This is a genomic window from Xanthobacter sp. DMC47 (genome assembly GCF_056313845.1).
The window spans coordinates 1471144-1491371 of record NZ_JBQUZM010000004.1 but is presented as its reverse complement, the minus strand read 5'-3'; the positions used below and the strand labels follow the sequence as shown (position 1 = coordinate 1491371).

The following is a 20228-nucleotide window of genomic DNA, read 5'->3' as shown; positions in this document are numbered from 1 at the left end:
GTGGTGACTGTCTGGCGCAGACAATACCGGCAAGCTCGACGGTCAGTTCAAACGGTTCCAGGTATTCACATCCGATCTGCAGAAGGCCTATGGCGAAACATACAACGCTCAGATGAGCACTCTCCTTGGCGCCAATGAGCGTATCGGACGCTCGCTTCTGGAACTCGTTCACTGCCGGCGGCCGCAGGACGTGGTCGCTGCAGAATCGAGCGTCATGGCGGCGATCCTGGAAGAGACGGCGCTGCAGACGAAGACCTGGCTCGAGCTCTCCCAGAAGGTCCAGCAATGCTGTACAAACATGGCACGAGAGACCGCAAGTGAGATACGTCAGCAGACAAATGAAACCCCTGATGCCAGAAGCAGCGTCAAGGCATCTTAGCCGCACATTGGGTTGAAGAGCGGTCCGCGGGGTCTTGTCGAGACCTTGGTGAACAGCTGGCACAGCAGCCTGACTTTTGGCCGCTGTTCAACGCCCTCGCCCTAAAGATCGGATGATGGAGATGGTGATGCCCGAAGCAAGGTCGGATTCCACGCTGATTAACCAACCGAAGGCGTCGCCGGGGCGGCAATTGGCTGTTCGGCGGGATATTGTGGTGCCCGCTCCCGTGAAAAGCCTGGAACCGGCTGTCGCGGCGAATCCAGCCGGACCGAAGATCAACATCAATGATCCCTTCGCCTATCAGCGGGATGTCTTCGAACGGTCGATTTTGTTTTGGGATACGCTGCGCCAGCGTGCCAACAACATGATCGCGCATGAGCGGGCCGGCAAACCGCCGCTTCTCGACTTCGACTATGAGACGCTGGTCGATGCCCGCCACTTCGAGCGACCCGTCAACTACGCCCTCCTGCGGATTACCCGGATCGGCGACGATTGCATCGAGGATTGTGTCGATCCGGCGAAGCCGCCCGTCGTCATCCTCGACCCCAGAGCCGGCCATGGCCCCGGCATCGGCGGCTTCAAGCGCGACTCCGAGGTTGGGATCGCCATGCACGAGGGCTATCCGGTCTATTTCGTTTCCTTCTTTCCTGAACCGTGCGCGGGTCAGGCCCTGGCCGATGTGCTGCATGCGCTCGGCCGCTTCGTCGAGGACGTGGTCAAACGCCACCCCGACAAGCCTCCGGTGCTCTATGGCAACTGTCAGGCCGGCTGGGCGATCACCTTGCTCTCGGCGGATTGCGAAGGCTTAGTCGGGCCAGCCGTGCTCAACGGCTCTCCACTCTCCTATTGGGCGGGAGAATCGGGCGTCAATCCGATGCGGATCGCGGGCGGGCTGCTCGGCGGCGTCTGGGCCACCCACCTCCTCGCCGATCTCAATGACGGGCGCCTGGACGGTGCGTGGCTCGCCTTCAATTTCGAGAACCTTCAGCCCGAAGCCGTCTGGGAGAAATACGCCAACCTGTTCACGCATGTCGACACGGAACGCGAGCGCTTCCTCGAGTTCGAGCGGTGGTGGAATGGCTTCTACTTCCTCAGCCGGGAAGAGATCGTCGCCATCGTCGAGAACCTCTTCATCGGCAATCGCCTTGAGGAGGGCAAGATGCGGATCTGCGACGGGTGCGTCGCCGACCTTCGGCGCATTCGCAATCCGCTGGTGATCTTCGCGTCCTACGGCGACAACATCACCCCGCCGCACCAGGCGCTCGGCTGGATCCCGGTGGTGTACAACGATACCGACGATCTAAAGGCCGCCGGTCAGCGCATCATCTACCTGACGAACCCTCATGCCGGCCATCTCGGCATTTTCGTGTCAGCTAAGGTGGCGAGGTTCGAACATCGCGCGATCCTCGAAAGCCTTGGCGAGATCGAGATCCTCCCTCCCGGTCTCTACGAGATGAAGATCGACAATCCGACCGGAGATCCGGACTGCCGCAAGCCGGAATACTCGGTCCGGTTCGAAGAGCGGCGTGTCGAAGACCTACGGTTCGCGACGCCCCGCGCGGAGTTCGAGCAGGTTCGGCACCTCTCGGAGGTGAACGAGCAATTCTACAAGACCATGGTCAGCCCGTTCGTTCGCGCGGCCTCCAATCCCTGGACTGCGGCAACGCTCGAATGGCTCCATCCCATGCGCACGAGCCGCTACCTGCTGTCGGAATCTTTCAGTCCATGGATGCATGGCGTCGCTGCGCTCGCGCGCCTGATCGAGCAGCGCCGCCAGCCGCTGCCGGAGGACGATGGCAATCTGCGTCGTGAGCGGGAGGCGATTGACCGTGTCTCCGAAGCGATCGAAAACGGCCGCAAGCAACGCGACACGGCGGAGGAGCGGGTCTTCCAGGCCATCTATAGTGTTCCTGTCTCGGCACGGCTAGAAATTCCGCCGGTCACGGACATGCGCGATCATAGCTGGTGATCGCGTCACCGAAGCATCGCAGCGGCTCCATGCCGGCGGGGACAATCATCGGCCTGCTAGCGGACCCAGGACATCACGAGTTGGGGATCGATCCCAGCGACGTCGACCAGCTTGTCGGGATTGAGGATCCGAAGTCGTCTATAATGGAACTCGGCGATGCCCTCCTTTCGCAGATCCCTCAACACTCGGTTGACATGGACGAAGGTCAGACCCGTCGCATCGCCAATGTGCTCTTGGGTCAACGGAAGGTGCATCTCCTCGATCTGGCTGCCCGGCCACTGCGCGCGATAGCGGATGAATAGCTTTAGCAGGAGATGGGCAACGCGCTCACGCGCAGAATGACGCCCGATGCTGGTCAGGCGATCATAAGCCAAGGTGCAATCTCGCGCGACCAGCCAGGCAAGGCGAAGACCGAATTCGGGCTTCTGGTTGACAATCGACTGCAAGGCCTTGTGCGGAATCGTGCTGACGACGACATCCGTCAACGCTTGCGCACCATATGTCATCATCGCACCGCCGCCGGGATGGAAGCCGAGAACGGCACCCGGCAGTGCGAAGTGCAAAATCTGGCGCCTCCCATCTTCCAATAGATTGTAGAGTATGACCCAACCTTCGGTGAGATTATAAATTGAATCGCACGGCTCACCGAGGCTGAAAAGGTCTTGACCGGCCTTGAGTTCGTGGTCACCAGACTTGTAGGCCGCAATTGCACATGGCGAGCCTGGTTGACAGTCCGTGCACAGACCCCGGCTAGCCCGCGTGAAGCATACCTGACATGCCAAGAGTTCCTTCGCCGGTGCACTCTCAGACATCGACATACGGGCATTCCTTTCCGCATCACGAAAGGTGTTTGCGGCGCCCCAAGGATCAGGGGACCGGACCAGCCCGGGCTGCAGAGTTTCGTACCCGCCATGGGCGGGATCCCGCGACGCTCGGATCGTGTTCTTTGGATAAGACGCTTGGCTCGGAGTCATATTACAGTCCTCGATCTGATCGGGTTCACCTGGAGGCTGAATCCATCTGACCAGGTCGTGCGGCTCAGCCGACCGCCTTGGTGGCGCGGCAGTGGCGAGGATTGTTCAATCCAGCCGTGCGTGCAGTCCGCGCGAGGCGTGGACCGTTGGCAACGGGATTGCTTTCCGCTGAGCTGATCGACCTGCTAGGTCGAGCGTCGAGGAACTGGAGGATCGAGTCCGAAGGTGACCGAGCCTGGATCGTCGTCCTTGGCCCGCATCCCGGCTGAAGAGCGCTCGAAGGCCAGGGCTGGCAAACTGCCGGCAAGAGGTGCCAAAGTCGTCGAGCACGCCGCCGCGCAGCAGCTACTCAGCGGGCAACGTTTGTGCGAATTCGGACACTCCGGACAGTGCTCGCATCCGTCATCGTGGGCTTCGTGATCAGAAGCATACGTCGTCACCCCGGAGGCAGTATCGCCGGTTCTGGCCGGTGCTGCCTCAGCCATGCTCTGTCCGGCCAGCATCATGATGATCGCCGCAGCAGAGATCAATATGGCAAGGAATCGCAGCATTTGCCCCTTCCGGTGACCCAAGGAGGCCTCATCCGCAAGCTACTATACGGCCCCCTTAAAACCTATACGGAGTATGGCCGAGCGATCTTGATCCAGGTCAACGGAAGCCGGCTCACAGATCGGACCTCCCGCGATCACTCGACGCCTTAGGCTCAGGACACCGGCTTTCCGAGCGAATGTTTGATCGAGTTTAAAGTCAGATATGTTACCCGGCGTCATAATTTTTAAAATTTGCTGGTCTTCAAGCGAGGAACCGATGGCTAGCTACGCTTGCGTATTGCCCTCATGGGCAAGTCGCATCGCGGTCACCGTGATGAAATCCGAACCAGACCCGATGCTCTGCCCCTTTTTCGGCAAGTGCGATGGAATATGGATTGTGGACACGGACACCGGTGCGACGGAGTTCCGCGCCAATCTCGAGCGCACACCCGACGCGCTGTGCGATCTCATCGTATCCGCTGGATCGGGGCGGCTGATCTGCAGCTTCATCGGTGAAGCGGAAAAGCGGAGACTGAGCGCCACAGGGATCGATGTGCGGCTTGGCTCCTGCGCCAGCGCGATCCTAGAACTTGTGGCCAGCTTCCACCAGCTCGCAGCTGCGTGACAGGACGAGGGATCTGATCGGCCCGGCTGCGTCGACCGATACCCGACGCATGTTTAACCGGGATCAAAGATTCAGAACGCGTGGCCCGCGATGCTTCCCCACGAGTTTGATCCGTTCGGAGGATGGCGTTTGGCTGATGTCGGTCGCGTCGCCGCTGAGCGGCGGGTGTCAGGCGCGTCGGCGCGCCGTGATCTGATGGGTGGAGTTCTTGATGGAACACGGCAGCCACGACGGTGAGGCACGCGGCCTTTTTAGCTCCCGTGCGAATTGGGTTCTGATCGCTTTTCTCGTGATCGGCGGCTTCTTTCTCGTTACGGAGCATCGTGCGCATCTGATCCCGTACCTCGGATACTTGCCCTTCCTACTGATCCTCGCTTGCCCATTGATGCATGTCGTCATGCATGGAGGCCATGGCGGGCACGGGGGCAACAGCGGACGGGGATCGGCGGACGCCGAACAGAACCAGCCCCACAAACATTGAGCGACGATCAACGGCCGGAGGTCGACTATGCACGACGATGTTCCCGCTTATGGCCTCTGGTCGCTGGTGATAATCAATTCGGCGATCTTCATTTTTTTCGCCTTCAGCTTTTTCAAGCCGCAGACGAAGCGTGACTGGCGCTCCTTCGGAGCCTTCAGCGCCTTTCTAGTCGCGCTGTTTACCGAGATGTATGGGTTCCCGCTGACGATCTATCTGCTCTCGGGTTGGCTGCAGAGCCGCTTTCCCGGGGTCGATTGGTTTTCCCACGATGCTGGGCATCTTCTCGAAGAGATGTTCGGTTGGAGGGCCAATCCGCATTTTGGGCCGTTTCACCTCCTGAGCTTCGTGTTCATCGGCGGCGGTTTTATTCTGATCTCGGCCGGCTGGAAGGTGCTTTACGAAGCACAACGCCATCGCACGCTCGCAACCAGCGGCGTCTACGCCTATGTGCGGCACCCGCAATATGTCGGCTTCGTGCTGGTGATGTTCGGCTTCCTGCTGCAATGGCCGACCTTGCTGACGCTCGCGATGTTCCCGGTGCTGGTGTTCATGTACGTGCGTCTCGCGCGCGCCGAAGAGCGCGAGTCTCTAGCGGAATTTGGCTCCGACTATGAACGATACATGCAAGACGTTCCGGGCTTCATTCCATGGCTCAGCGGTCCGAAACATAGCCGTGCCGACCAGGGCTGAAGGCATGCAATTCGGCCTAGCGGGTTAAAAATCCACGGGTTGGTGACGGTTTCGGTAGGCAATGCATCACATCAATTTGGAGTCTACTTGGATGATCAAGATAATCTCGCCTCTTCTTTTCGGCGTCATGCTCCTGGCTGGTGCTCCCGCCTCGGCGGCTGATGAACATCATCCGGCTGACGGAGCCGCGGCCCCTTCCCAATCGATGAATGTGCCCGGACCGCCGATTCCGACGGGTGGCATGATGTCGATGACGGGTAACGGCGCCATACCCATGATGGGAATGATGACGGACCACATCGAGGGCCGGCTGGCGTTCTTGAAGGCGGAACTCAAGGTCACGGCAGCGCAGGAGAAGCAGTGGAGCACATTTGCGGAGACCGTCCGGGCCAGCGCGACGGCCATGACGGGGGTGCGCGAGGGCATGATGCAGGCGCGCAGCGGGTCTCTGCCGGCTCGCATAGACGAGACCGAGAAGGCGCTTACCGCCTGCCTCCGAACGATCGAGAAGATCAAAGCAGTGGTAGCACCGCTCTATGCGGGCTTCAGCGATGAGCAGAAGCGCGCGGCTGATCAACTGATGATGAGCCCGATGGGGCCAATGGGCATGATGCAGTGACGGGGCAGGCTGAGATGCTTCCCGAGCATCCTCGGGAAGATAGCGTTGATCAATAAGATCGATTTGGGGTCCTGATTCATAAGCAGTAGCTGACGGTCGCGGCGAAGCAAACAGAGGCCAGGAGTTGGCAGCGAGGCGGTATGTCGCGTGGCGACGCGTCGGAACTCCTTGGGGCGGCAGAGCAAGTGCTTGATTGCTTTGCGGTCTCTGTAGAACACCGGCGAAAAGCAGTTCTTCCTGCGTCGGTTGGTGAGCGTGTGGATCTTGGTCGTGCGCCCGCTACTCGATCGGCCAATAGCCTGGCTTCCCCCTTTCCGCCCGAGGCCGAGCAGTGCGCTTTCACAGCAGAACTGTCGAGATAAGCACTTGGGCCGGAGGACCGCCTACGCTCGCCAGAGCATGGAAGAGATCGATCCAGACCCCTTAATAGCCCACCGGATATACGGGTTGTAGAGCGTTTTGCGCCGCCCGTAGTCGGGCGGTGCGTCAATCCAGTAGCACACCGGACCTCAACATGGACGATGCCTCTGACCACCCGGCGGTCGTCGACACGCGGCTTGCTTCGCGTGTCTCTCTAAAATGAGGCTCGATCCGTGAGAACCGCGCATCCGCCAGCCAGAAACGATCCCGATCCATCGCGATTTCCCCCCGGAAGCCGGGAATTGCACGTCGCTGAAAGTGCCGCAACTCGTGGGTTCGGAATCTAACCTTTGAATGTCAACGGGAGCGGGAATGGAGCTTCGTCATCTTCGCCATTTCGTGGCGGTCGCGGAAGAGCTCCATTTTACACGTGGTGCGCAGCGCGCGGGCATCGAACAGTCACCATTGTCCCGTTCGATCAAGACACTCGAACGGCGCCTTGGCGTAGTATTATTCGAGCGCACACGGCGCTCCACGAAGCTAACGCCAGCCGGGGAACGTCTTCTTGCCCATGCGCGCGCGCTCCTCGCATCCGCTGACGAAGCACGCATAGATGTTCGCACCGCAGCAGCGGCGGGAGACACACTCAGCCATTTGCACCTCGCCATTTGCGACGGTGTGCCATTGCCGCGCCTCGCGCGACTGATATCAGAAGTAAAACAGGAAAATCAGCAAGTCGTCGTGCATGTCCATGAAGCGTCAGTGGCGCAGATTGTCCAGGGCTTGAGAAGCGGCTTTCTTGATGCGGCGCTCACGCCGGAGAGCGGATACGGCAAGGGGATTTTGTCCGAAGCAGTCTGGCGAGATCCGCCGATCGCTTTGATGCCGAGTGGTCACCCCCTGGCTGGAAAGAAACGGATCGAACTGTCTGGGATTGTTAAGGAGCCTCTCATTCTAAGTCGACCCGATACGGGTCTTAGCCAGCAATCACAGATCGAACAGCTCGTTCGAACCGCAAGTTCGACCCCCGATATTGTAAGTCGCACCACGACGCTTCCGATGTTGGTTACGCTGGTTCTTGCGGGCTATGGCATCGGAATAGCGACCGCCGCTCAACTTGAGGCGGTCGAGGTGGATGGCCTTGCCCTCCGGCCTCTGAGCGATGCGCCCGCTGATCTGAAGACTTGGTTGATGGTGCGTGAGGGGACATTCAACGAGCCACTATCTCGTTTCATCGAGCGAGCTCGGACGATTATTTAAAGAGCCTCTACGGCCAGGCCGCGCGGCACGGAATCCCTTATCACGAGCAATAAAGGCTTCGAGCATGAGTGGGGCCAACGTCAAAGCATCGACAACCGTGCCATGGAGCTCGGAATGAAGAGCGGCATATCGATCGAGGTCGGCCCGAAGTTGCACCGTCATGGTGATGGTCAGTTTGACGGTTTCGGCTTTCGGCACCGGTCCGAGGCTAAGTTTTCTGGTCAATCATCCCTCCTGATGTCAGCCGTCATCGGGGTGGCGCGATAGGGTCGCAAGATGAGATCCTTATTGACGATGACGCGGACCGGAAAGCCCGGTCGCACCTTCAAGGTCGGCTGGATATTGAGATTTCGCCGTGTGATCTGCTGGCCGACATCGTTGATGGTGTCCTGGGCGCCGTCGCGCGTCGCGATGATGACCTGATCGCCGTTCGTTCCCTGATTTTGAGGCGCTGCCAACTCGGCGCCGATGCCGAGCAGCGAGGAGAGGACCGCGCCTCCGATCAGGCGGAACCAGTGATTGTCCACCTCATCTTCGAGGCCCGAATAGCCGGCCGTATCGACGCCGGAAAGACGATCCAGCACGATGGAGGAGCCGTCCGGCATGACGAGGCGATTCCAGACCAGGAGCACACGGCTCTGGCCGAAGGCGACGCCGGAGTCGTACTGGCCCATCAGGCGGGCGCCCTGGGGGATCAAGAGATGCCTGCCCGTCGCCGTGTCGTAGACATTCTCGGTGACGGTGCCGATGATCTGGCCCGGCAGATCGGAATTGATCCCCGTCACCAAGGCGGCCGGAATGATGGTGCCGGCCATTACCTGATAGGGCGAGCGTGGCGTTTGGAGAGTTCCAGATCCGTAAATCTTCTGGTCGGCTTCGCGGCTTGCGAACGCCTGCTTGCGATCCTGCATATTCTGCGTGGTCATTTCATCGACGGGCGGAGCAACGGTAGTTTCCGCACCGGTAGCGCGTATGGCGGTGAGATCGAGCCGGTTTGGCTCCGGCGAGGCGGCCGCGGTTGCCGATACCTCCTGCTTCGGGCGTGTCGTCTGAAAGAACACGGCTGCTTTCGCTGCGGCTTCCGCTTCCTGCTGGGCACGAAGGCGCGCCGCGCGTTTGGCATCCTCTTCCGGATCAGCCCTGAAACTCGGCCGCTCGGGCATGGGCGGAATGCCCGCCTCCCGTTCGGTGCGCACGACTGGCCCACCGAGCTCACCGGGCAAGGGGGCACCGAGCTTCGGTGGTTGAACCTGCGTATAGTCGCGCGGTAACGTTTGCAGCCCCTCCGCCGGGTTGACGCGATCGGTGTTGTAGAGCTCCTCACCGGTCCGGGCTGATCTGTCCCGGCTTTGCAACGCCCAAATCATCGCGCCAAGCACTGCGGTAGAGACGGCGCCGGCGAGCACCATCAAGGTCCAGCGATTGAGACGGGTCACGGGACGCGGCTTGGCACGAATGGCGAGATCGGGTGGCGGGGATTTGGGTGGCACGGTCATAGCCCGAAGATCCCCCGCCGGTTGCCGTCGGTGCGCGAGATACGCACGATCTGCTGCTTCTCGCCGCCGAGACGAAGCTCCGCCGCACCGAACAGGCGATCGACGATGTAATAAGGCGGCTTTGCGCGGTAGTTGACGAGCTGGTTTTCCCCAGTGGGGCCGACAACGAACAGCGGCGGCAACTCGCCCTGGGCGATACCGGCGGGAAACTGGATATAGACCTTCTCACCGTCATCGAAGACGCGGGTCGGCCGCCACGATGGATTGTCGCCTGTGATCTCATAGCGGAACTGGACTCGCTCGAGCGCGACGGCATTTGCGACCGGCGTGACAGTCCCCGCACGATCATTCTGACGTTGCAGTGCGAGAAGACGGTCGTGTGGATAGTCCCAGGAAACCGATGCCATCCAGGTCTGGGGCGTCGATGTGAGTTCGAGGAGGTAGGTCCGGCGGTTGGTGTTGACCACCAGATTGGTCTTCAGATCCGGCCGCGTGGGTTTCACCAGGATGTGGGTTTGCTGGCTTCCGCCCCCACCGCTGGTCGTGTCGCCGATTACCCATCGCACGGTGTCGCCGGCCGAGACGGAGATCAGCTCTTCGCCGCTCTGCAGGGCTATGTCCGTTACTTTTTCAGGCGCCGCATAAACCTGATAGAGCGCGCCAGCCATGTAGGGCCAGACCTGCGTTGCATTGACATAGCCGGTGCGGGTCGGTTGCACGCGGGCCGCATCATTGGCCGTCGTGACGCGTAGCTTCGGATCGGCAGGTTCAACTGTTCCGCCCTTGACCGGCATCGGCTTCAACTGGCCGGGCAGTGGCAATGGCTTCGGCAGCTCGACTATTTCGACGGGACCAGCCGGCTCGACGATCCGGCTCGCCTCGTAGGGTTCATCCAGGGAGATTTCCGGCGGCGGTGTTTTCCCGGCGCAACCCGCCAGCAACGTGACGGACGAGAGGAGGAGAATGCGGAATGGCAGCATGCGGGTCATGATCCTTTTCTCCTTCACGACCCGCCGGCGCCGAGTTCACGGCTCCAGTTGATGCCGTTGACGAAAATGCCGAGAGGATTCTTACGCAGCCGGTCCTCGGTGCGCGGTGGTTGCATGATGATGGTGAGGATGCCGGTCCAGCGATCCGTGCCGGCAAGCTGATTGTTCTCATAGCGCCGCTCGATCCAGCGGATCTGGAAGGAGCTGTCCGATGCGCGCACGACGCTGGTGACCTCGACGGCGACCGACATTTTGCCGACCTTGCCGAACGGATCGTTGGCACGCGCATAGTCATTCAACCCGGCGCTGCCGCGATCGGTGGTGAAGTCGTAAGCCTCCAGCCAGTTCTGCCGCACCACGATGGGATCGGTGGGCAGTGCGCGCACATTCTGTATGAAGCGCGCGAGCGCGTAGGCAATCTGGGCGTCGGTCGGCCGATAGGCTTCCACGGCCGGGCCAACGGTCTTGACTTGACCGAGCTGATCGACCTCGACCACATAGGGCGTGACGGTGGAGCGGCCAGCCTGCCACAGCAGACCGCCAGCCATACCCACGGCAAGTGTCAGGCAGCCGAAGGACATGAGCCGCCAATTGCGTGCTTGAACGCGGGCGGAGCCTAGGCGTTCATCCCACAACTGGCCGGCGGCCTGATAGGGCGTGGCGGGTTCCGACGTCTGCGAATAGCGCACGCCAGCGCGTTTGAAGCGCATTGTTCAATCCTCCTGTCGCAGGGATGGGTTGGCTCCGGAGCCGCCATGATCCCCCGAGCGAAGGGCGTGAGCCGCAGTGGTTGCTCCGTGGGAGACGTGCGAGTTGCGCGGTCCATGTCTCACGCGATTGGCCCATGCGGGAGCACCACCGGCACCGGCGAACGACGCATCGTTCCCAGCCCCACCCATCGCCCCCATGGGTTTGCCGCCGGTAGCCGTCCAGGCGCCACGGGCGCCAGCGGAAGCACGTGAGCCGACCGTGCCCGCGACGCGTGACACGACACTGCGACCCGCCTGCATGACGGCGCCACCACCCGCTTGCGCCACGCTAGCAAGACCAGCTCCAACGGCTCCCATGCCCGATGCACCGGACGTCGCTGCACCAAGTTCGAAGGCGGCGCGCGCGCCGCCCGACATGGTGGATGCCGCCTTGACGCTAGAACCGATAGCGGCCCCGCCAAGCCGTGCCGCGCCGATAGCTCCGGCGCCTGCCGCGACCGCCATGCCGCCGGCGGCGAGGGCGGTGCCGGCGACTGCACCCGCGCCGAGCTGCGGGGCTCCGGAGACGAGACCCGTCGCGATCGACGGGCCGAAGATGCCCAGCCCAAGCATGGCGAGCGACGCCAGCATGATCGCCAGCGCATGATCGATGGACGGCTCTGTTCCCGCCGAGGCGCGAAATTCCGCGAAGAGGCCGTTGCCGATGCCAACGATAACGGCAAGGACCAAGATCTTGATCCCGGACGACGCGACATTGCCGAGCACGCGTTCGGCCAGGAAGGCCGTCTTGTTCCAAAATGCGAAGGGCACCAGCACGAAGCCGGCCAACGTGGTCAACTTGAACTCCAGCAACGTCACAAAGAGCTGCACCGCGAGCACGAAGAAACTGACGATGACCACGAGCCAGGCGAGGAACAGAACGGCGATGGTGTCGATGTTGGAAAAGACGGAGGTGAAGCCGGACAAGTCGCCTATCTGCATGAGGATCGGCCGGCCGGCGTCCATGCCGACGGAGGCGAGCTTACCGGGACGCAGGAAATCGTCCTGGGACAGGCCGGAGCCAGAGGCGGTCAGGCCTAGCCCGGCGAAGGATCTGAAGATGATGCCGGCCAGCGAATTGAAGTTTGTAATGATGTAGGCGAAGGCACCGACATAGAGGACCTTCTTGATGAGCTTCGCTAGAATCTCGTCATTGCCGGCTCCGAAGGCCCAGAACAGGCCAGCGAGCGTTATATCGATGGCTATGAGCGTCGCCGAAAGGTAAGCGATCTCACCGTGAAGCAGGCCAAACCCGCTGTCGATATATTGCGAGAAGGTGTCGGTGAAACGGTCGATGACGGAGAGATCGTCCATGGACAATCACTCCGCGGCCGGCACAATGGGATTGGTCTTCTCCGAAGTTCCGTTCTTCTTCAGCGACGGGAATAGATCGACCGGATGTGAGGTGTAAGGTGTTTTGCCCGAACCCATGAAACGGCGGCGCTGCGCCTTGCTGGCCATGGTGCATAGTTCGTCGCCGGTCCCAGCCCAGTCGTCCTTGCACAGCTTTTGCACCTCACGGAGCCGTTGCGAGTCGGCGGCGAGGCTATCCACGGTGTCGGCCGCCCACGCGGATTGGACGAGAAGTCCGGCGCCGATGGCAATCGCGGCCACGACAGAGAGACGGATAATAATTTGTCTGAGCATGGCGGGCCCCTCAATCGCGGAACAACCGGACGGGTGCCGGCGCATAGCTGTTGCCGTCACCCATGAATCGGCGGCGAACCTCACGCGCCCGCTCTTCCTCCGCGACGGCACGGGCCTGTTCCGCGGCGACGGCGCGGTCCTGAGAGAGCTTGAGCCGGGACGCGTCAATCGCCTGCTTAGCCTGAAGGGCGAGGAGCTGGTTGGTCGCCTGCGTCGCGTCGAGATTCCCCGTTGCCGACTGGCTGCGAGTGACGAGATCGCCGAGAGTAGCCTCATCGGAGGCGAGGTTTTCGGAGACCTGCGCCTGCATCTTCATGGCCGTTTCCAGAGCGGCTCGAGACTGCTCCCAGCGCTTTCGCACATCGGCGAGGATCTGATCGCTCGACGCGGACGCGGCGTATTCCTTCGGGTAGAGCTGCTGGAATTGCCGTTCCATCGCCGATATGTCGAAGCTCAGGCCCTCGGCCTCGCTGATAAGGTGCTCCGTCTTGGCGACGGATTGCTTGAGCTCGCTTAGTACGGAGAAATCGAGGCTCGTCAGGTTCTTCGTTTGATTGAGGAGCGACTGAGCCTCGTTTTGCAGGCTCTTGATCTGGTTGTTGATCTGGTCCAGTGCCCGGACCGCCGACAGCACATTCTGACTGTAGTTGTTCGGATCAAAAACGATCTGCGCCGCGGCCGGCGGCGCGAAAGCAAAGCCGATCGCGCAGGCACCGGCAAGATAAAGTGGTGTCCTCATGATGCGGTCTCCTGATTTTCCGGAAGCGGGAATTGGCGGATGAGGTCGGCTGCCCAAGCGAGCCCGCGTACGTCGAGCCATGCTGCGGCAAAGGCATCGCGCCCATGGGACACGAGGACGTCGTCCATCTGGCGATGATCCTCGGGGCGGCTGGCACCGGCGAAGGCGAGCGCCACAGGTCCGAGATCGAGGTCGAACAGCCGATTGCCGAGACGGGATTGGTAGTAATAATCCCGCTTCGGCTGAGCCCGCGTGATGATATCGATCTGGCGGCTGTTGAGGCCAAATCCTTCATAGATCGTGCGGAGCTGCGGTTCGCTCGCCTGCGGCGACGGCAGGAAGATCCGGCTCGGGCAGCTCTCGACGATGGCCGGCGCGATGGCGGAACGCTGGATGTCGGCAAGCGACTGGGTGGCGAAGACGACGGCGACGTTCTTCTTGCGCAGCACCTTCAACCATTCACGGATGCGCGCAGCGAAGATGGGATCGTCGAGAAATACCCAAGCCTCATCGAGCACGAGCAGCGTGGGCGATCCGTCGAAACGCTCATCGAGACGATGAAAAAGATAGGTGAGTACCGGCGTCACGGCGCTCGCCGTGTGCATCAACTCCTCCATTTCGAAGCCCTGCACGTCGCCGATGCCAAGCCGATCGGCATCAGCGTCCAGCAGCCGGCCATGCGGCCCCGACAGCGTGTAGGGTTGCAGCGCCTGGCGTAGCCGGTTCGATTGCAACAGCGTGGAAAAGCCAGTGAGCGTTCGCTCCTCACGTGGGGCGGACGCAAGGCTCGTCAGCGCCGACCAGACGGCGTCCTTCACATCGGGCGTGATCTCGACATGTTCGTGCCCGAGCAGGCCGGCGATCCAGTCGGCCGCCCACGAGCGGCTATCGTCATCCTCAATGCGGGCGAGCGGCTGAAAGGAAATGGCGTCGGAGGATCCGAGATCGTAATACTCGCCGCCGAGGCCCAAGACGGTGGCGCGAGCCGAGCCACCCTTGTCGAAGATGAAGATGCGAGAGCCGGCATAGCGGCGGAATTGGAGCGCCAGCATTGCCAGCAGCACGGATTTGCCGGCACCGGTGGGGCCGACGATCAGAGTGTGGCCGACATCGTCGACATGAGTGACGAGCCGGAACGGCGTGCCGCCGGTCGTGCGGGTGACGATCAGCGGCGGAGCATCGAGATGGCCGTTCTTCTCGGGGCCTGCCCAAACCGCCGAGACCGGCATCATGTGTGAGAGGTTCAGAGTCGAGATCAGCGGCTGGCGAACATTGGCGTAGGCATGTCCAGGGATCGAGGATAGCCATGCCTCCGTCGCGTTCAGCGTCTCCGGAATGGTGACGAAGCCACGCCCCTGGATGATCCGCTCGACGGCCTTCAGCTTTTCGTCAGCGAGGTCCGGACTTTTGTCCATGACCGTAACGGTGGCCGTGACATAGCCATAGGCCACGGCATCTGAGCCCAGCTCCTGCAATGCTTCGTCCGCATCGGCGGATTTGTTGGCGGCGTCTGAATCGACCAGCGAAACTTCCTGCTGGAAGATCGTTTCGCGCAGCAGCGTGACGATACCCTTGCGTTTCGCGAACCATTGCCGCCGCACCTTGGTCAGCTCGCGTTCGGCTTCCGCCTTGTCGAGTGACAGGAAACGTGTGGACCAGCGATAGGCGAAGCCGAGACGGTTGAGGTCATCAAGGACGCCGGGCCAGGTCGAGGGCGGAAAGCCGCGAATGGTCAGCACACGCACATGCTGGTCCCCCAGCATCGGCGCCAATCCACCAGTGAAATCGCAGTCGGGCAACAGCGCGTCGAGATGGAATGGCACCTGGGGAACGGCGACAGGGTGCCGGTGCGTGGAGATGCAAGCGTGCAGGTAAGTCAGCGTTTCCTCATCAGAGAACCAGCGGATCTCCGGCATGACGCCGTCGAGCAAGGAGAGAAAGCGGTCGGTCTCGGAAATGAAGGCTGAGAGATGGTCGTGCCAATTCACAGAGCGCCGCTCCGTGCTCTCGTAGAGGAGCTGGCCGGCGCGGGCCTTGCTTTCGGACGGCGGCAGGAAGGCGAGCGTGATGTAGTAGGCGCTCTCGAAATGCGTGCCCGCTTCCTCGAACGCCGCGCGCCGCTCTTCCTCCACGAGCCACGACACCGCGTCGGGAAATTCCGAGATGGGATATCCGGCGGCGATGCGCCGTTCAGCGTCGACGAATAGGGCCCAGCCGGAGCCGAGGCGCTTCAGCGCATTGTTGAGCCGGGCGGTGGTCGCCACCAGCTCGCTTTCCGTTGCGCTGTCGAGATCGGGGCCACGAAACTGCGCGGTGCGTTGGAACGCACCGTCCTTGTTGAGCACGACGCCCGATGCGACCAGCCCGGCCCAAGGCAGATAGTCCGCGAGGCTCGCGGGGCGCGTGCGATATTCGGCAAGGTTCATCATGAACTCACGCCTCCAGAAACGCGCGGTGCTTCAGGTGGCGGGCGAAGACCTCCATGAACTGGGGATCGGCCTTCGCCCCCCAGACGGCGAGCGCATGGCCCGCCATCCAGAGCACGATGCCGCCAATCCACAGATGCAGGCCGATGCCGATGGCGGCGGCGAGTGTCCCATTGAGGATCGCCACCGATCGCGGGGCGCCGCCCAGCAGGACGGGCTCCGTCAGTGAGCGGTGCAGCGGCACTTCGAAGCCGTCGGCATGGACCGCCATTAGACCAGCGCTCCACCGCCAAAGCTGAAGAAGCTGAGGAAGAAGGAACTGGCGGCGAAGGCGATGGAGAGGCCGAAGACGATCTGGACCAGCTTGCGGAAGCCGCCGCCGGCATCACCGAACGCCAAGGTGAGCCCGGTCACGATGATGATGATCACGGCGATGATCTTGGCAACCGGCCCCTCGATCGATTCAAGGATGGATTGCAGGGGCGCTTCCCATGGCATGGACGAACCAGCGGCGTAAGCTGGGGAAACCAGAAAGGCGGACATCAGCAAAGCCGCCGTTCCGGAGATCCGGTTTCGAAACTTTCCTGCAACGCTCGAAAGCGGATTTGCTGAAATGCGTGTCTCCGGATTTACGGAAACGCACGAATCCGCACTTGCGGATCTACGTTTCTGGTTTGTTCCAGCATTCAGGAAAAGCGTGAATACGGACGTGATGGGCGGCATCCCTAATCTCCTGTGAAGTGCTCTATTGCGTAGGTATCGCCGTCGAGGCCCGTGACGCGGATGATGTCCTCGACGCGGCGTTTGCTACCGCGCCCGGCGATGAAGACGATGATGTCCACGGCCTCCGCGATCAGCGCGCGCGGCACGGTGACGACGACTTCTTGTATGAGCTGCTCCAGCCGGGTGAGTGCTCCCCGCGCCGAGCCTGCATGCAATGTCGCGATGCCGCCGGGGTGCCCGGTTCCCCACGCCTTCAGGAGATCCAGAGCTTCGGCGCCGCGCACCTCGCCAACAACGATGCGATCCGGGCGAAGCCGCAAGGTGGAACGCACCAGATCGGCGGTGGAGACGGTATTAGCCTTTGTCCGGAGAGCCACATGATCGTCGGCTACACATTGCAGCTCGATCGTGTCTTCGAGCACCAGGACGCGATCGCCGGTGGCTGCGATCTCTTGGAGCAGGGCGTTGGCAAGGGTGGTCTTTCCCGTCGACGTTCCACCGGCAATGATGATGTTCCGTCGATCGAGGACAGAGCTCCTCAGAAAATCTGCCTGCACCTCGGTCAAAATGCCGTTGGCGACATATCGGGCCAGCGGTATGACGCCGGCGGCGCGCTTGCGGATGGCGAAGATCGGCGCGACGGCGATGGGCGGCAGGACGCCTTCGAACCTTTCACCCGTTTCCGGCAACTCGGCGGAGAGAATCGGATGCTCGCGGTTGACCTCGAGGCCGACATGGTTCGCCACGACCTTGATGATGCGCGCGGCATCCTCCGGAGAGAGGGTGGCGCCCGTGGGCTCGCGGCCCGAGCCGAGCCTGTCGATCCAAAGCTTTCCATCGGGATTGAGCATGACTTCCACGACGTCCGGATCGTCGAGCGCGGCGATGATCGCCGGCCCCATGGCGCTGCGCAGCATGCGGACCTGGCGATCGCTGACGATCCGGGACGGGGAGCGCGGCCTGTCCATCATGGCGGCGCCGCCTCGGCATCGTGGTCTTCCGATCCAGCGGACCCCTGATCCTCGTTGTCATCGGCCAGGCCGAAGAAGCGACCTTCATCAGGGAAGATTTCTTCATGGACCTGCCGAACGAGGCTGCCGCCACGCTGCAGGTGGCGGCCGAGTTGGTCGACGAATTGGTCGAAGCGTAGGCGCCCCTGCGCGCGAGCCGCCTTCTGATGCGCCTCTGGAAGCGGAGCTGAAACCGACAACGTGTAGCGGATGAATAGCGCCAGGGTCTCGATCAGGATGGTCTGGTCGCGTTCCAGCCGGCCGAACTGGTTCGACAGTCGGTCGAGGCGTGAGGCAAGCGCCGCCTCTCGCCGGTCGGCACCATCGGGAGAAAGATAGGAAGAGAGCGCGGCCGCGACGATCGCTGATTTCGCTTCACCTTTGAGGGCTGCAAGCTGACGCAGTCGCTTGGCATGGTCGGGCTCGATAAAGATGTTGAGCCGGGTTTTGCTCATAGCGCGATCCCGTCATCGGGATCGAGCGAGGCCAGACGTGCCGCGCGCCGGAACTGCCGGTCCGGTTTGGGGAGCTTACCGTCGCGTATGACGGGGTTATCTGTCTCATCGTCGAGGACGGACAGATCGTCATCGCGGCCATCATGCAGACGTATGACTTCGGCTTTGTCGAACTCCGGTACGAGTTGATGTCCGCCTTCTACGGGCACGGTCGATGCCTGTGCGCCCGTAGAAGCGGTGATAGAAAATTTCGACCGCGGAAGGCCGGTCCAATCGTCCCTTCGCGCAGCCGGCCGATCAGCATATCCATCGTCTGAGAGAACCGGTGCCGGCAGCACGCGCGAAGTGAAATTGCTGTCGGTGAAATATCGGATCTTGGTGGCCTTGGCCGGTGGATGGCCGGAGACCATGATGACTTCTTGAGTGTCGGGAAGCTGCATGACCTCGCCGGGCGTCAGGAGCGGGCGGGCCGTCTCTTGCCGAGATACCATGAGGTGTCCCAGCCAGGGTGACAGGCGATGGCCGGCATAGTTGCGCTGGGCGCGAAGTTCCGTCGCCGTGCCGAGCGCGTCCGAAATGCGTTTGGCTGTGCGTTCGTCATTGGTCGCGAAGGCTATTCGAACGTGGCAGTTGTCGAGGATGCTGTTGTTCGGCCCGTAGGCCTTTTCGATTTGGTTGAGGCTCTGCGCGATGAGGAAGGAGCGCAGTCCATAGCCGGCCATGAAGGCCAAGGCGCTCTCGAAAAAGTCCAGCCGACCGAGCGCCGGAAACTCGTCGAGCATGAGAAGCAGCTTGTGCTTGCGGGCGATGCCGTCCGAGCCGTCGAGGCTTTCTGTCAGCCGACGGCCGATCTGGTTGAGGATCAAGCGAATGAGCGGTTTGGTGCGCGAAATGTCCGAAGGCGGCACGACCAGATAAAGCGAAACCGGATGATCAGCGGCGATCAAGTCGGCGATGCGCCAATCGCAGCACGATGTGACGGTCGCGACCGTTGGATCGCGATAGAGGCCGAGGAACGACATGGCGGTCGAAAGCACACCGGAGCGCTCGTTCTCGCTCTTGTTCAACACCTCGCGCGCAGCGCTGGCAACGACGGGATGTGGGCCAGGCTCCCCGAGATGCGCCGTGGTCATCATGGACCACAAGGCCCTCTCGAACGGGTGAGCCGGATCGGAGAGAAAGTTGGCCACACCGCGGAGCGTTTTGTCCTCTTCGGCGTATAGGACATGCAAGATGGCGCCGACTAGAAGCGAATGGCTGGTTTTTTCCCAGTGATTGCGCCGCTCCAACGCACCTTCGGGATCCACCAATATGTCCGCAATGTTCTGGACGTCGCGGACCTCATGGACGCCTCTGCGGACTTCCAAGAGGGGATTATAGGCGGCGCTCTTCGGGTCGGTCGGGTTGAACAGGAGGCAGTGGGAGAACTGCGCGCGCCAGCCGGCGGTCAGCGTCCAATTTTCTCCCTTGATGTCATGGATGACGGCAGAATGCGGCCATGACAGCAGCGTCGGCACAACGAGCCCGACGCCCTTGCCGCTTCTCGTCGGCGCAAACGCCATGATGTGTTCGGGGCCGGCATGGCGCAGATAGGTGCTGGCCATGAGCCCGAGAAAGACGCCGGCTGGCTTCGTCAGGCCCGCCGCCGCGATGTCCGTCTTATCGGCCCAGCGGGCGGAGCCATAGGTGGTGACGAGCTTCGACTGCCGAGCTCGCCAGACGGAACCGATGATGGCGGACAGAGCGGCAATGACGCCGCTGCCGCCAGCGACCGTACCCCCCGTTTGGAAAATGTCCGGAGCATAGGCATCATAAACATACCACCACTCGAACAACCGCCAAGGGTAGTAGACGGGTAGGCCGTCGATCAAGAACCAGGGCTCTCCAAGGCGTGGCTGGAAGCCGAGCTCGAAGGCGACCCATTGCGTGGCGGCCCAGGTGCCGGCAAGCGCGATGCCGAACACCACCAGCATCTGACCGATCAACACCTTCGTCGGTGTCATTCCCGCTCCTGCAACAGCCGCCGTTTCCGGCCGTGCGAACGGCCGACAAGGCATAAGGCTTGTTGCTTGAAGGGGTTAAGTCAAAGACCATTCTTGCGCGCGAC

General features: G+C 61.8%; 22 protein-coding genes and 1 pseudogene. 7 read left to right on the top strand and 16 right to left on the bottom strand.

The features are described from left to right. The first annotated feature begins 112 nt into the window (after positions 1 to 112). Positions 113 to 379 (top strand): hypothetical protein, encoded by a 267-nt coding sequence (locus ACT54R_RS18805; protein WP_332116924.1) that lies wholly within the window; start codon positions 113 to 115, stop codon positions 377 to 379. Between the two features lie 121 nt (positions 380 to 500). Continuing rightward, a complete protein-coding gene (locus tag ACT54R_RS18800) occupies positions 501 to 2348 on the top strand; it encodes a DUF3141 domain-containing protein (RefSeq protein WP_415453989.1) in 1848 nt (615 codons plus the stop codon). A 56-nt stretch (positions 2349 to 2404) separates the two neighbouring features. Here ACT54R_RS18800 and ACT54R_RS18795 read toward each other — a convergent pair whose 3' ends face one another. After that, complete coding sequence (locus ACT54R_RS18795) at positions 2405 to 3166, bottom strand: Crp/Fnr family transcriptional regulator (protein ID WP_229644252.1); 762 nt, start codon at positions 3164 to 3166, stop codon at positions 2405 to 2407. 341 nt (positions 3167 to 3507) lie between these two features. After that, on the bottom strand, positions 3508 to 3873 hold the full coding sequence (locus tag ACT54R_RS18790; RefSeq protein WP_229644253.1) for a hypothetical protein: 366 nt from the start codon (positions 3871 to 3873) through the stop codon (positions 3508 to 3510). Between the two features lie 256 nt (positions 3874 to 4129). On the opposite strand from ACT54R_RS18790, the gene ACT54R_RS18785 reads away from it, so the two are divergent. From ACT54R_RS18785 to ACT54R_RS18770, 4 genes are all read left to right on the top strand, one after another. Beyond that, positions 4130 to 4477, top strand: a complete 348-nt coding sequence (locus ACT54R_RS18785) for a NifB/NifX family molybdenum-iron cluster-binding protein (RefSeq protein WP_332116927.1) — start codon at positions 4130 to 4132, stop codon at positions 4475 to 4477. 211 nt (positions 4478 to 4688) lie between these two features. Beyond that, positions 4689 to 4958, top strand: coding sequence for a DUF2933 domain-containing protein (locus ACT54R_RS18780; protein WP_332116928.1), 270 nt, complete (start codon positions 4689 to 4691; stop codon positions 4956 to 4958). Between the two features lie 27 nt (positions 4959 to 4985). Further along, complete coding sequence (locus tag ACT54R_RS18775; RefSeq protein ID WP_332116930.1) at positions 4986 to 5648, top strand: methyltransferase family protein; 663 nt, start codon at positions 4986 to 4988, stop codon at positions 5646 to 5648. A 91-nt stretch (positions 5649 to 5739) separates the two neighbouring features. After that, positions 5740 to 6267 (top strand): Spy/CpxP family protein refolding chaperone, encoded by a 528-nt coding sequence (locus ACT54R_RS18770; RefSeq protein WP_332116931.1) that lies wholly within the window; start codon positions 5740 to 5742, stop codon positions 6265 to 6267. 76 nt (positions 6268 to 6343) lie between these two features. Here the strand turns inward: ACT54R_RS18770 and ACT54R_RS18765 are convergent. After that, positions 6344 to 6903 (bottom strand): annotated as a pseudogene (locus tag ACT54R_RS18765) (transposase). Positions 6904 to 6999: 96 nt separating this feature from the next. Between ACT54R_RS18765 and ACT54R_RS18760 the strand changes: the two are divergent. Beyond that, entirely contained in the window at positions 7000 to 7887 is an 888-nt protein-coding gene (locus tag ACT54R_RS18760; RefSeq protein ID WP_332116932.1) for a LysR family transcriptional regulator, read from the top strand. Here ACT54R_RS18760 and ACT54R_RS18755 read toward each other — a convergent pair. The 13 genes from ACT54R_RS18755 to ACT54R_RS18695 form a co-directional block, all read right to left on the bottom strand. After that, complete coding sequence (locus ACT54R_RS18755) at positions 7849 to 8112, bottom strand: DUF2274 domain-containing protein (RefSeq protein WP_229644259.1); 264 nt, start codon at positions 8110 to 8112, stop codon at positions 7849 to 7851. The two genes, ACT54R_RS18760 and ACT54R_RS18755, sit on opposite strands and share 39 nt — an antisense overlap. After that, the gene (locus tag ACT54R_RS18750) at positions 8109 to 9383 is read right to left on the bottom strand and encodes a TraB/TrbI/VirB10 family type IV secretion system protein (RefSeq protein ID WP_332116933.1); all 1275 of its coding nucleotides are present in this window, start codon (positions 9381 to 9383) and stop codon (positions 8109 to 8111) included. Before ACT54R_RS18750 ends, ACT54R_RS18755 begins: the two co-directional genes overlap by 4 nt. Next, on the bottom strand, positions 9380 to 10372 hold the full coding sequence (gene trbG / locus ACT54R_RS18745; RefSeq protein ID WP_332116934.1) for a P-type conjugative transfer protein TrbG: 993 nt from the start codon (positions 10370 to 10372) through the stop codon (positions 9380 to 9382). The genes ACT54R_RS18750 and trbG overlap by 4 nt, the downstream gene beginning before the upstream one ends. A gap of 14 nt (positions 10373 to 10386) precedes the next feature. Beyond that, the gene (gene trbF / locus ACT54R_RS18740) at positions 10387 to 11082 is read right to left on the bottom strand and encodes a conjugal transfer protein TrbF (RefSeq protein ID WP_183856723.1); all 696 of its coding nucleotides are present in this window, start codon (positions 11080 to 11082) and stop codon (positions 10387 to 10389) included. 3 nt (positions 11083 to 11085) lie between these two features. After that, complete coding sequence (trbL, locus tag ACT54R_RS18735; protein WP_332116936.1) at positions 11086 to 12435, bottom strand: P-type conjugative transfer protein TrbL; 1350 nt, start codon at positions 12433 to 12435, stop codon at positions 11086 to 11088. Positions 12436 to 12441: 6 nt separating this feature from the next. Then, entirely contained in the window at positions 12442 to 12768 is a 327-nt protein-coding gene (locus ACT54R_RS18730) for an entry exclusion lipoprotein TrbK (protein ID WP_332116937.1), read from the bottom strand. A 10-nt stretch (positions 12769 to 12778) separates the two neighbouring features. Then, positions 12779 to 13507, bottom strand: a complete 729-nt coding sequence (gene trbJ / locus ACT54R_RS18725) for a P-type conjugative transfer protein TrbJ (protein ID WP_332116938.1) — start codon at positions 13505 to 13507, stop codon at positions 12779 to 12781. Beyond that, positions 13504 to 15936: a conjugal transfer protein TrbE gene (trbE, locus tag ACT54R_RS18720; protein ID WP_332116940.1), complete on the bottom strand. Its 2433-nt coding sequence runs from the start codon at positions 15934 to 15936 to the stop codon at positions 13504 to 13506. Before trbE ends, trbJ begins: the two co-directional genes overlap by 4 nt. Positions 15937 to 15940: 4 nt before the next feature. Further along, the gene (locus tag ACT54R_RS18715; protein ID WP_110372410.1) at positions 15941 to 16204 is read right to left on the bottom strand and encodes a VirB3 family type IV secretion system protein; all 264 of its coding nucleotides are present in this window, start codon (positions 16202 to 16204) and stop codon (positions 15941 to 15943) included. Next, complete coding sequence (locus tag ACT54R_RS18710) at positions 16204 to 16476, bottom strand: TrbC/VirB2 family type IV secretion system protein (protein ID WP_183856974.1); 273 nt, start codon at positions 16474 to 16476, stop codon at positions 16204 to 16206. Before ACT54R_RS18710 ends, ACT54R_RS18715 begins: the two co-directional genes overlap by 1 nt. Before the next feature lie 182 nt (positions 16477 to 16658). Further along, entirely contained in the window at positions 16659 to 17627 is a 969-nt protein-coding gene (gene trbB / locus ACT54R_RS18705) for a P-type conjugative transfer ATPase TrbB (protein ID WP_462897885.1), read from the bottom strand. Continuing rightward, positions 17624 to 18121 (bottom strand): CopG family transcriptional regulator, encoded by a 498-nt coding sequence (locus ACT54R_RS18700; protein ID WP_332116946.1) that lies wholly within the window; start codon positions 18119 to 18121, stop codon positions 17624 to 17626. Before ACT54R_RS18700 ends, trbB begins: the two co-directional genes overlap by 4 nt. Further along, on the bottom strand, positions 18118 to 20124 hold the full coding sequence (locus tag ACT54R_RS18695) for a conjugal transfer protein TraG (RefSeq protein WP_332116947.1): 2007 nt from the start codon (positions 20122 to 20124) through the stop codon (positions 18118 to 18120). Before ACT54R_RS18695 ends, ACT54R_RS18700 begins: the two co-directional genes overlap by 4 nt. Positions 20125 to 20228: the final 104 nt, after the last annotated feature.

What these genes read in the sequence shown, in the direction of transcription:
- ACT54R_RS18805 (WP_332116924.1), top strand. Translation starts at nt 113, where the DNA reads ATGAGCACTCTCCTTGGCGCCAATGAGCGTATCGGACGCTCGCTTCTG.
- ACT54R_RS18800 (WP_415453989.1), top strand. Translation starts at nt 501, where the DNA reads ATGGTGATGCCCGAAGCAAGGTCGGATTCCACGCTGATTAACCAACCG.
- ACT54R_RS18795 (WP_229644252.1), bottom strand. Translation starts at nt 3,166, where the DNA reads ATGTCGATGTCTGAGAGTGCACCGGCGAAGGAACTCTTGGCATGTCAG.
- ACT54R_RS18790 (WP_229644253.1), bottom strand. Translation starts at nt 3,873, where the DNA reads ATGCTGCGATTCCTTGCCATATTGATCTCTGCTGCGGCGATCATCATG.
- ACT54R_RS18785 (WP_332116927.1), top strand. Translation starts at nt 4,130, where the DNA reads ATGGCTAGCTACGCTTGCGTATTGCCCTCATGGGCAAGTCGCATCGCG.
- ACT54R_RS18780 (WP_332116928.1), top strand. Translation starts at nt 4,689, where the DNA reads ATGGAACACGGCAGCCACGACGGTGAGGCACGCGGCCTTTTTAGCTCC.
- ACT54R_RS18775 (WP_332116930.1), top strand. Translation starts at nt 4,986, where the DNA reads ATGCACGACGATGTTCCCGCTTATGGCCTCTGGTCGCTGGTGATAATC.
- ACT54R_RS18770 (WP_332116931.1), top strand. Translation starts at nt 5,740, where the DNA reads ATGATCAAGATAATCTCGCCTCTTCTTTTCGGCGTCATGCTCCTGGCT.
- ACT54R_RS18760 (WP_332116932.1), top strand. Translation starts at nt 7,000, where the DNA reads ATGGAGCTTCGTCATCTTCGCCATTTCGTGGCGGTCGCGGAAGAGCTC.
- ACT54R_RS18750 (WP_332116933.1), bottom strand. Translation starts at nt 9,383, where the DNA reads ATGACCGTGCCACCCAAATCCCCGCCACCCGATCTCGCCATTCGTGCC.
- trbG (WP_332116934.1), bottom strand. Translation starts at nt 10,372, where the DNA reads ATGACCCGCATGCTGCCATTCCGCATTCTCCTCCTCTCGTCCGTCACG.
- trbF (WP_183856723.1), bottom strand. Translation starts at nt 11,082, where the DNA reads ATGCGCTTCAAACGCGCTGGCGTGCGCTATTCGCAGACGTCGGAACCC.
- trbL (WP_332116936.1), bottom strand. Translation starts at nt 12,435, where the DNA reads ATGGACGATCTCTCCGTCATCGACCGTTTCACCGACACCTTCTCGCAA.
- ACT54R_RS18730 (WP_332116937.1), bottom strand. Translation starts at nt 12,768, where the DNA reads ATGCTCAGACAAATTATTATCCGTCTCTCTGTCGTGGCCGCGATTGCC.
- trbJ (WP_332116938.1), bottom strand. Translation starts at nt 13,507, where the DNA reads ATGAGGACACCACTTTATCTTGCCGGTGCCTGCGCGATCGGCTTTGCT.
- trbE (WP_332116940.1), bottom strand. Translation starts at nt 15,936, where the DNA reads ATGATGAACCTTGCCGAATATCGCACGCGCCCCGCGAGCCTCGCGGAC.
- ACT54R_RS18715 (WP_110372410.1), bottom strand. Translation starts at nt 16,204, where the DNA reads ATGGCGGTCCATGCCGACGGCTTCGAAGTGCCGCTGCACCGCTCACTG.
- ACT54R_RS18710 (WP_183856974.1), bottom strand. Translation starts at nt 16,476, where the DNA reads ATGTCCGCCTTTCTGGTTTCCCCAGCTTACGCCGCTGGTTCGTCCATG.
- trbB (WP_462897885.1), bottom strand. Translation starts at nt 17,627, where the DNA reads ATGATGGACAGGCCGCGCTCCCCGTCCCGGATCGTCAGCGATCGCCAG.
- ACT54R_RS18700 (WP_332116946.1), bottom strand. Translation starts at nt 18,121, where the DNA reads ATGAGCAAAACCCGGCTCAACATCTTTATCGAGCCCGACCATGCCAAG.
- ACT54R_RS18695 (WP_332116947.1), bottom strand. Translation starts at nt 20,124, where the DNA reads ATGACACCGACGAAGGTGTTGATCGGTCAGATGCTGGTGGTGTTCGGC.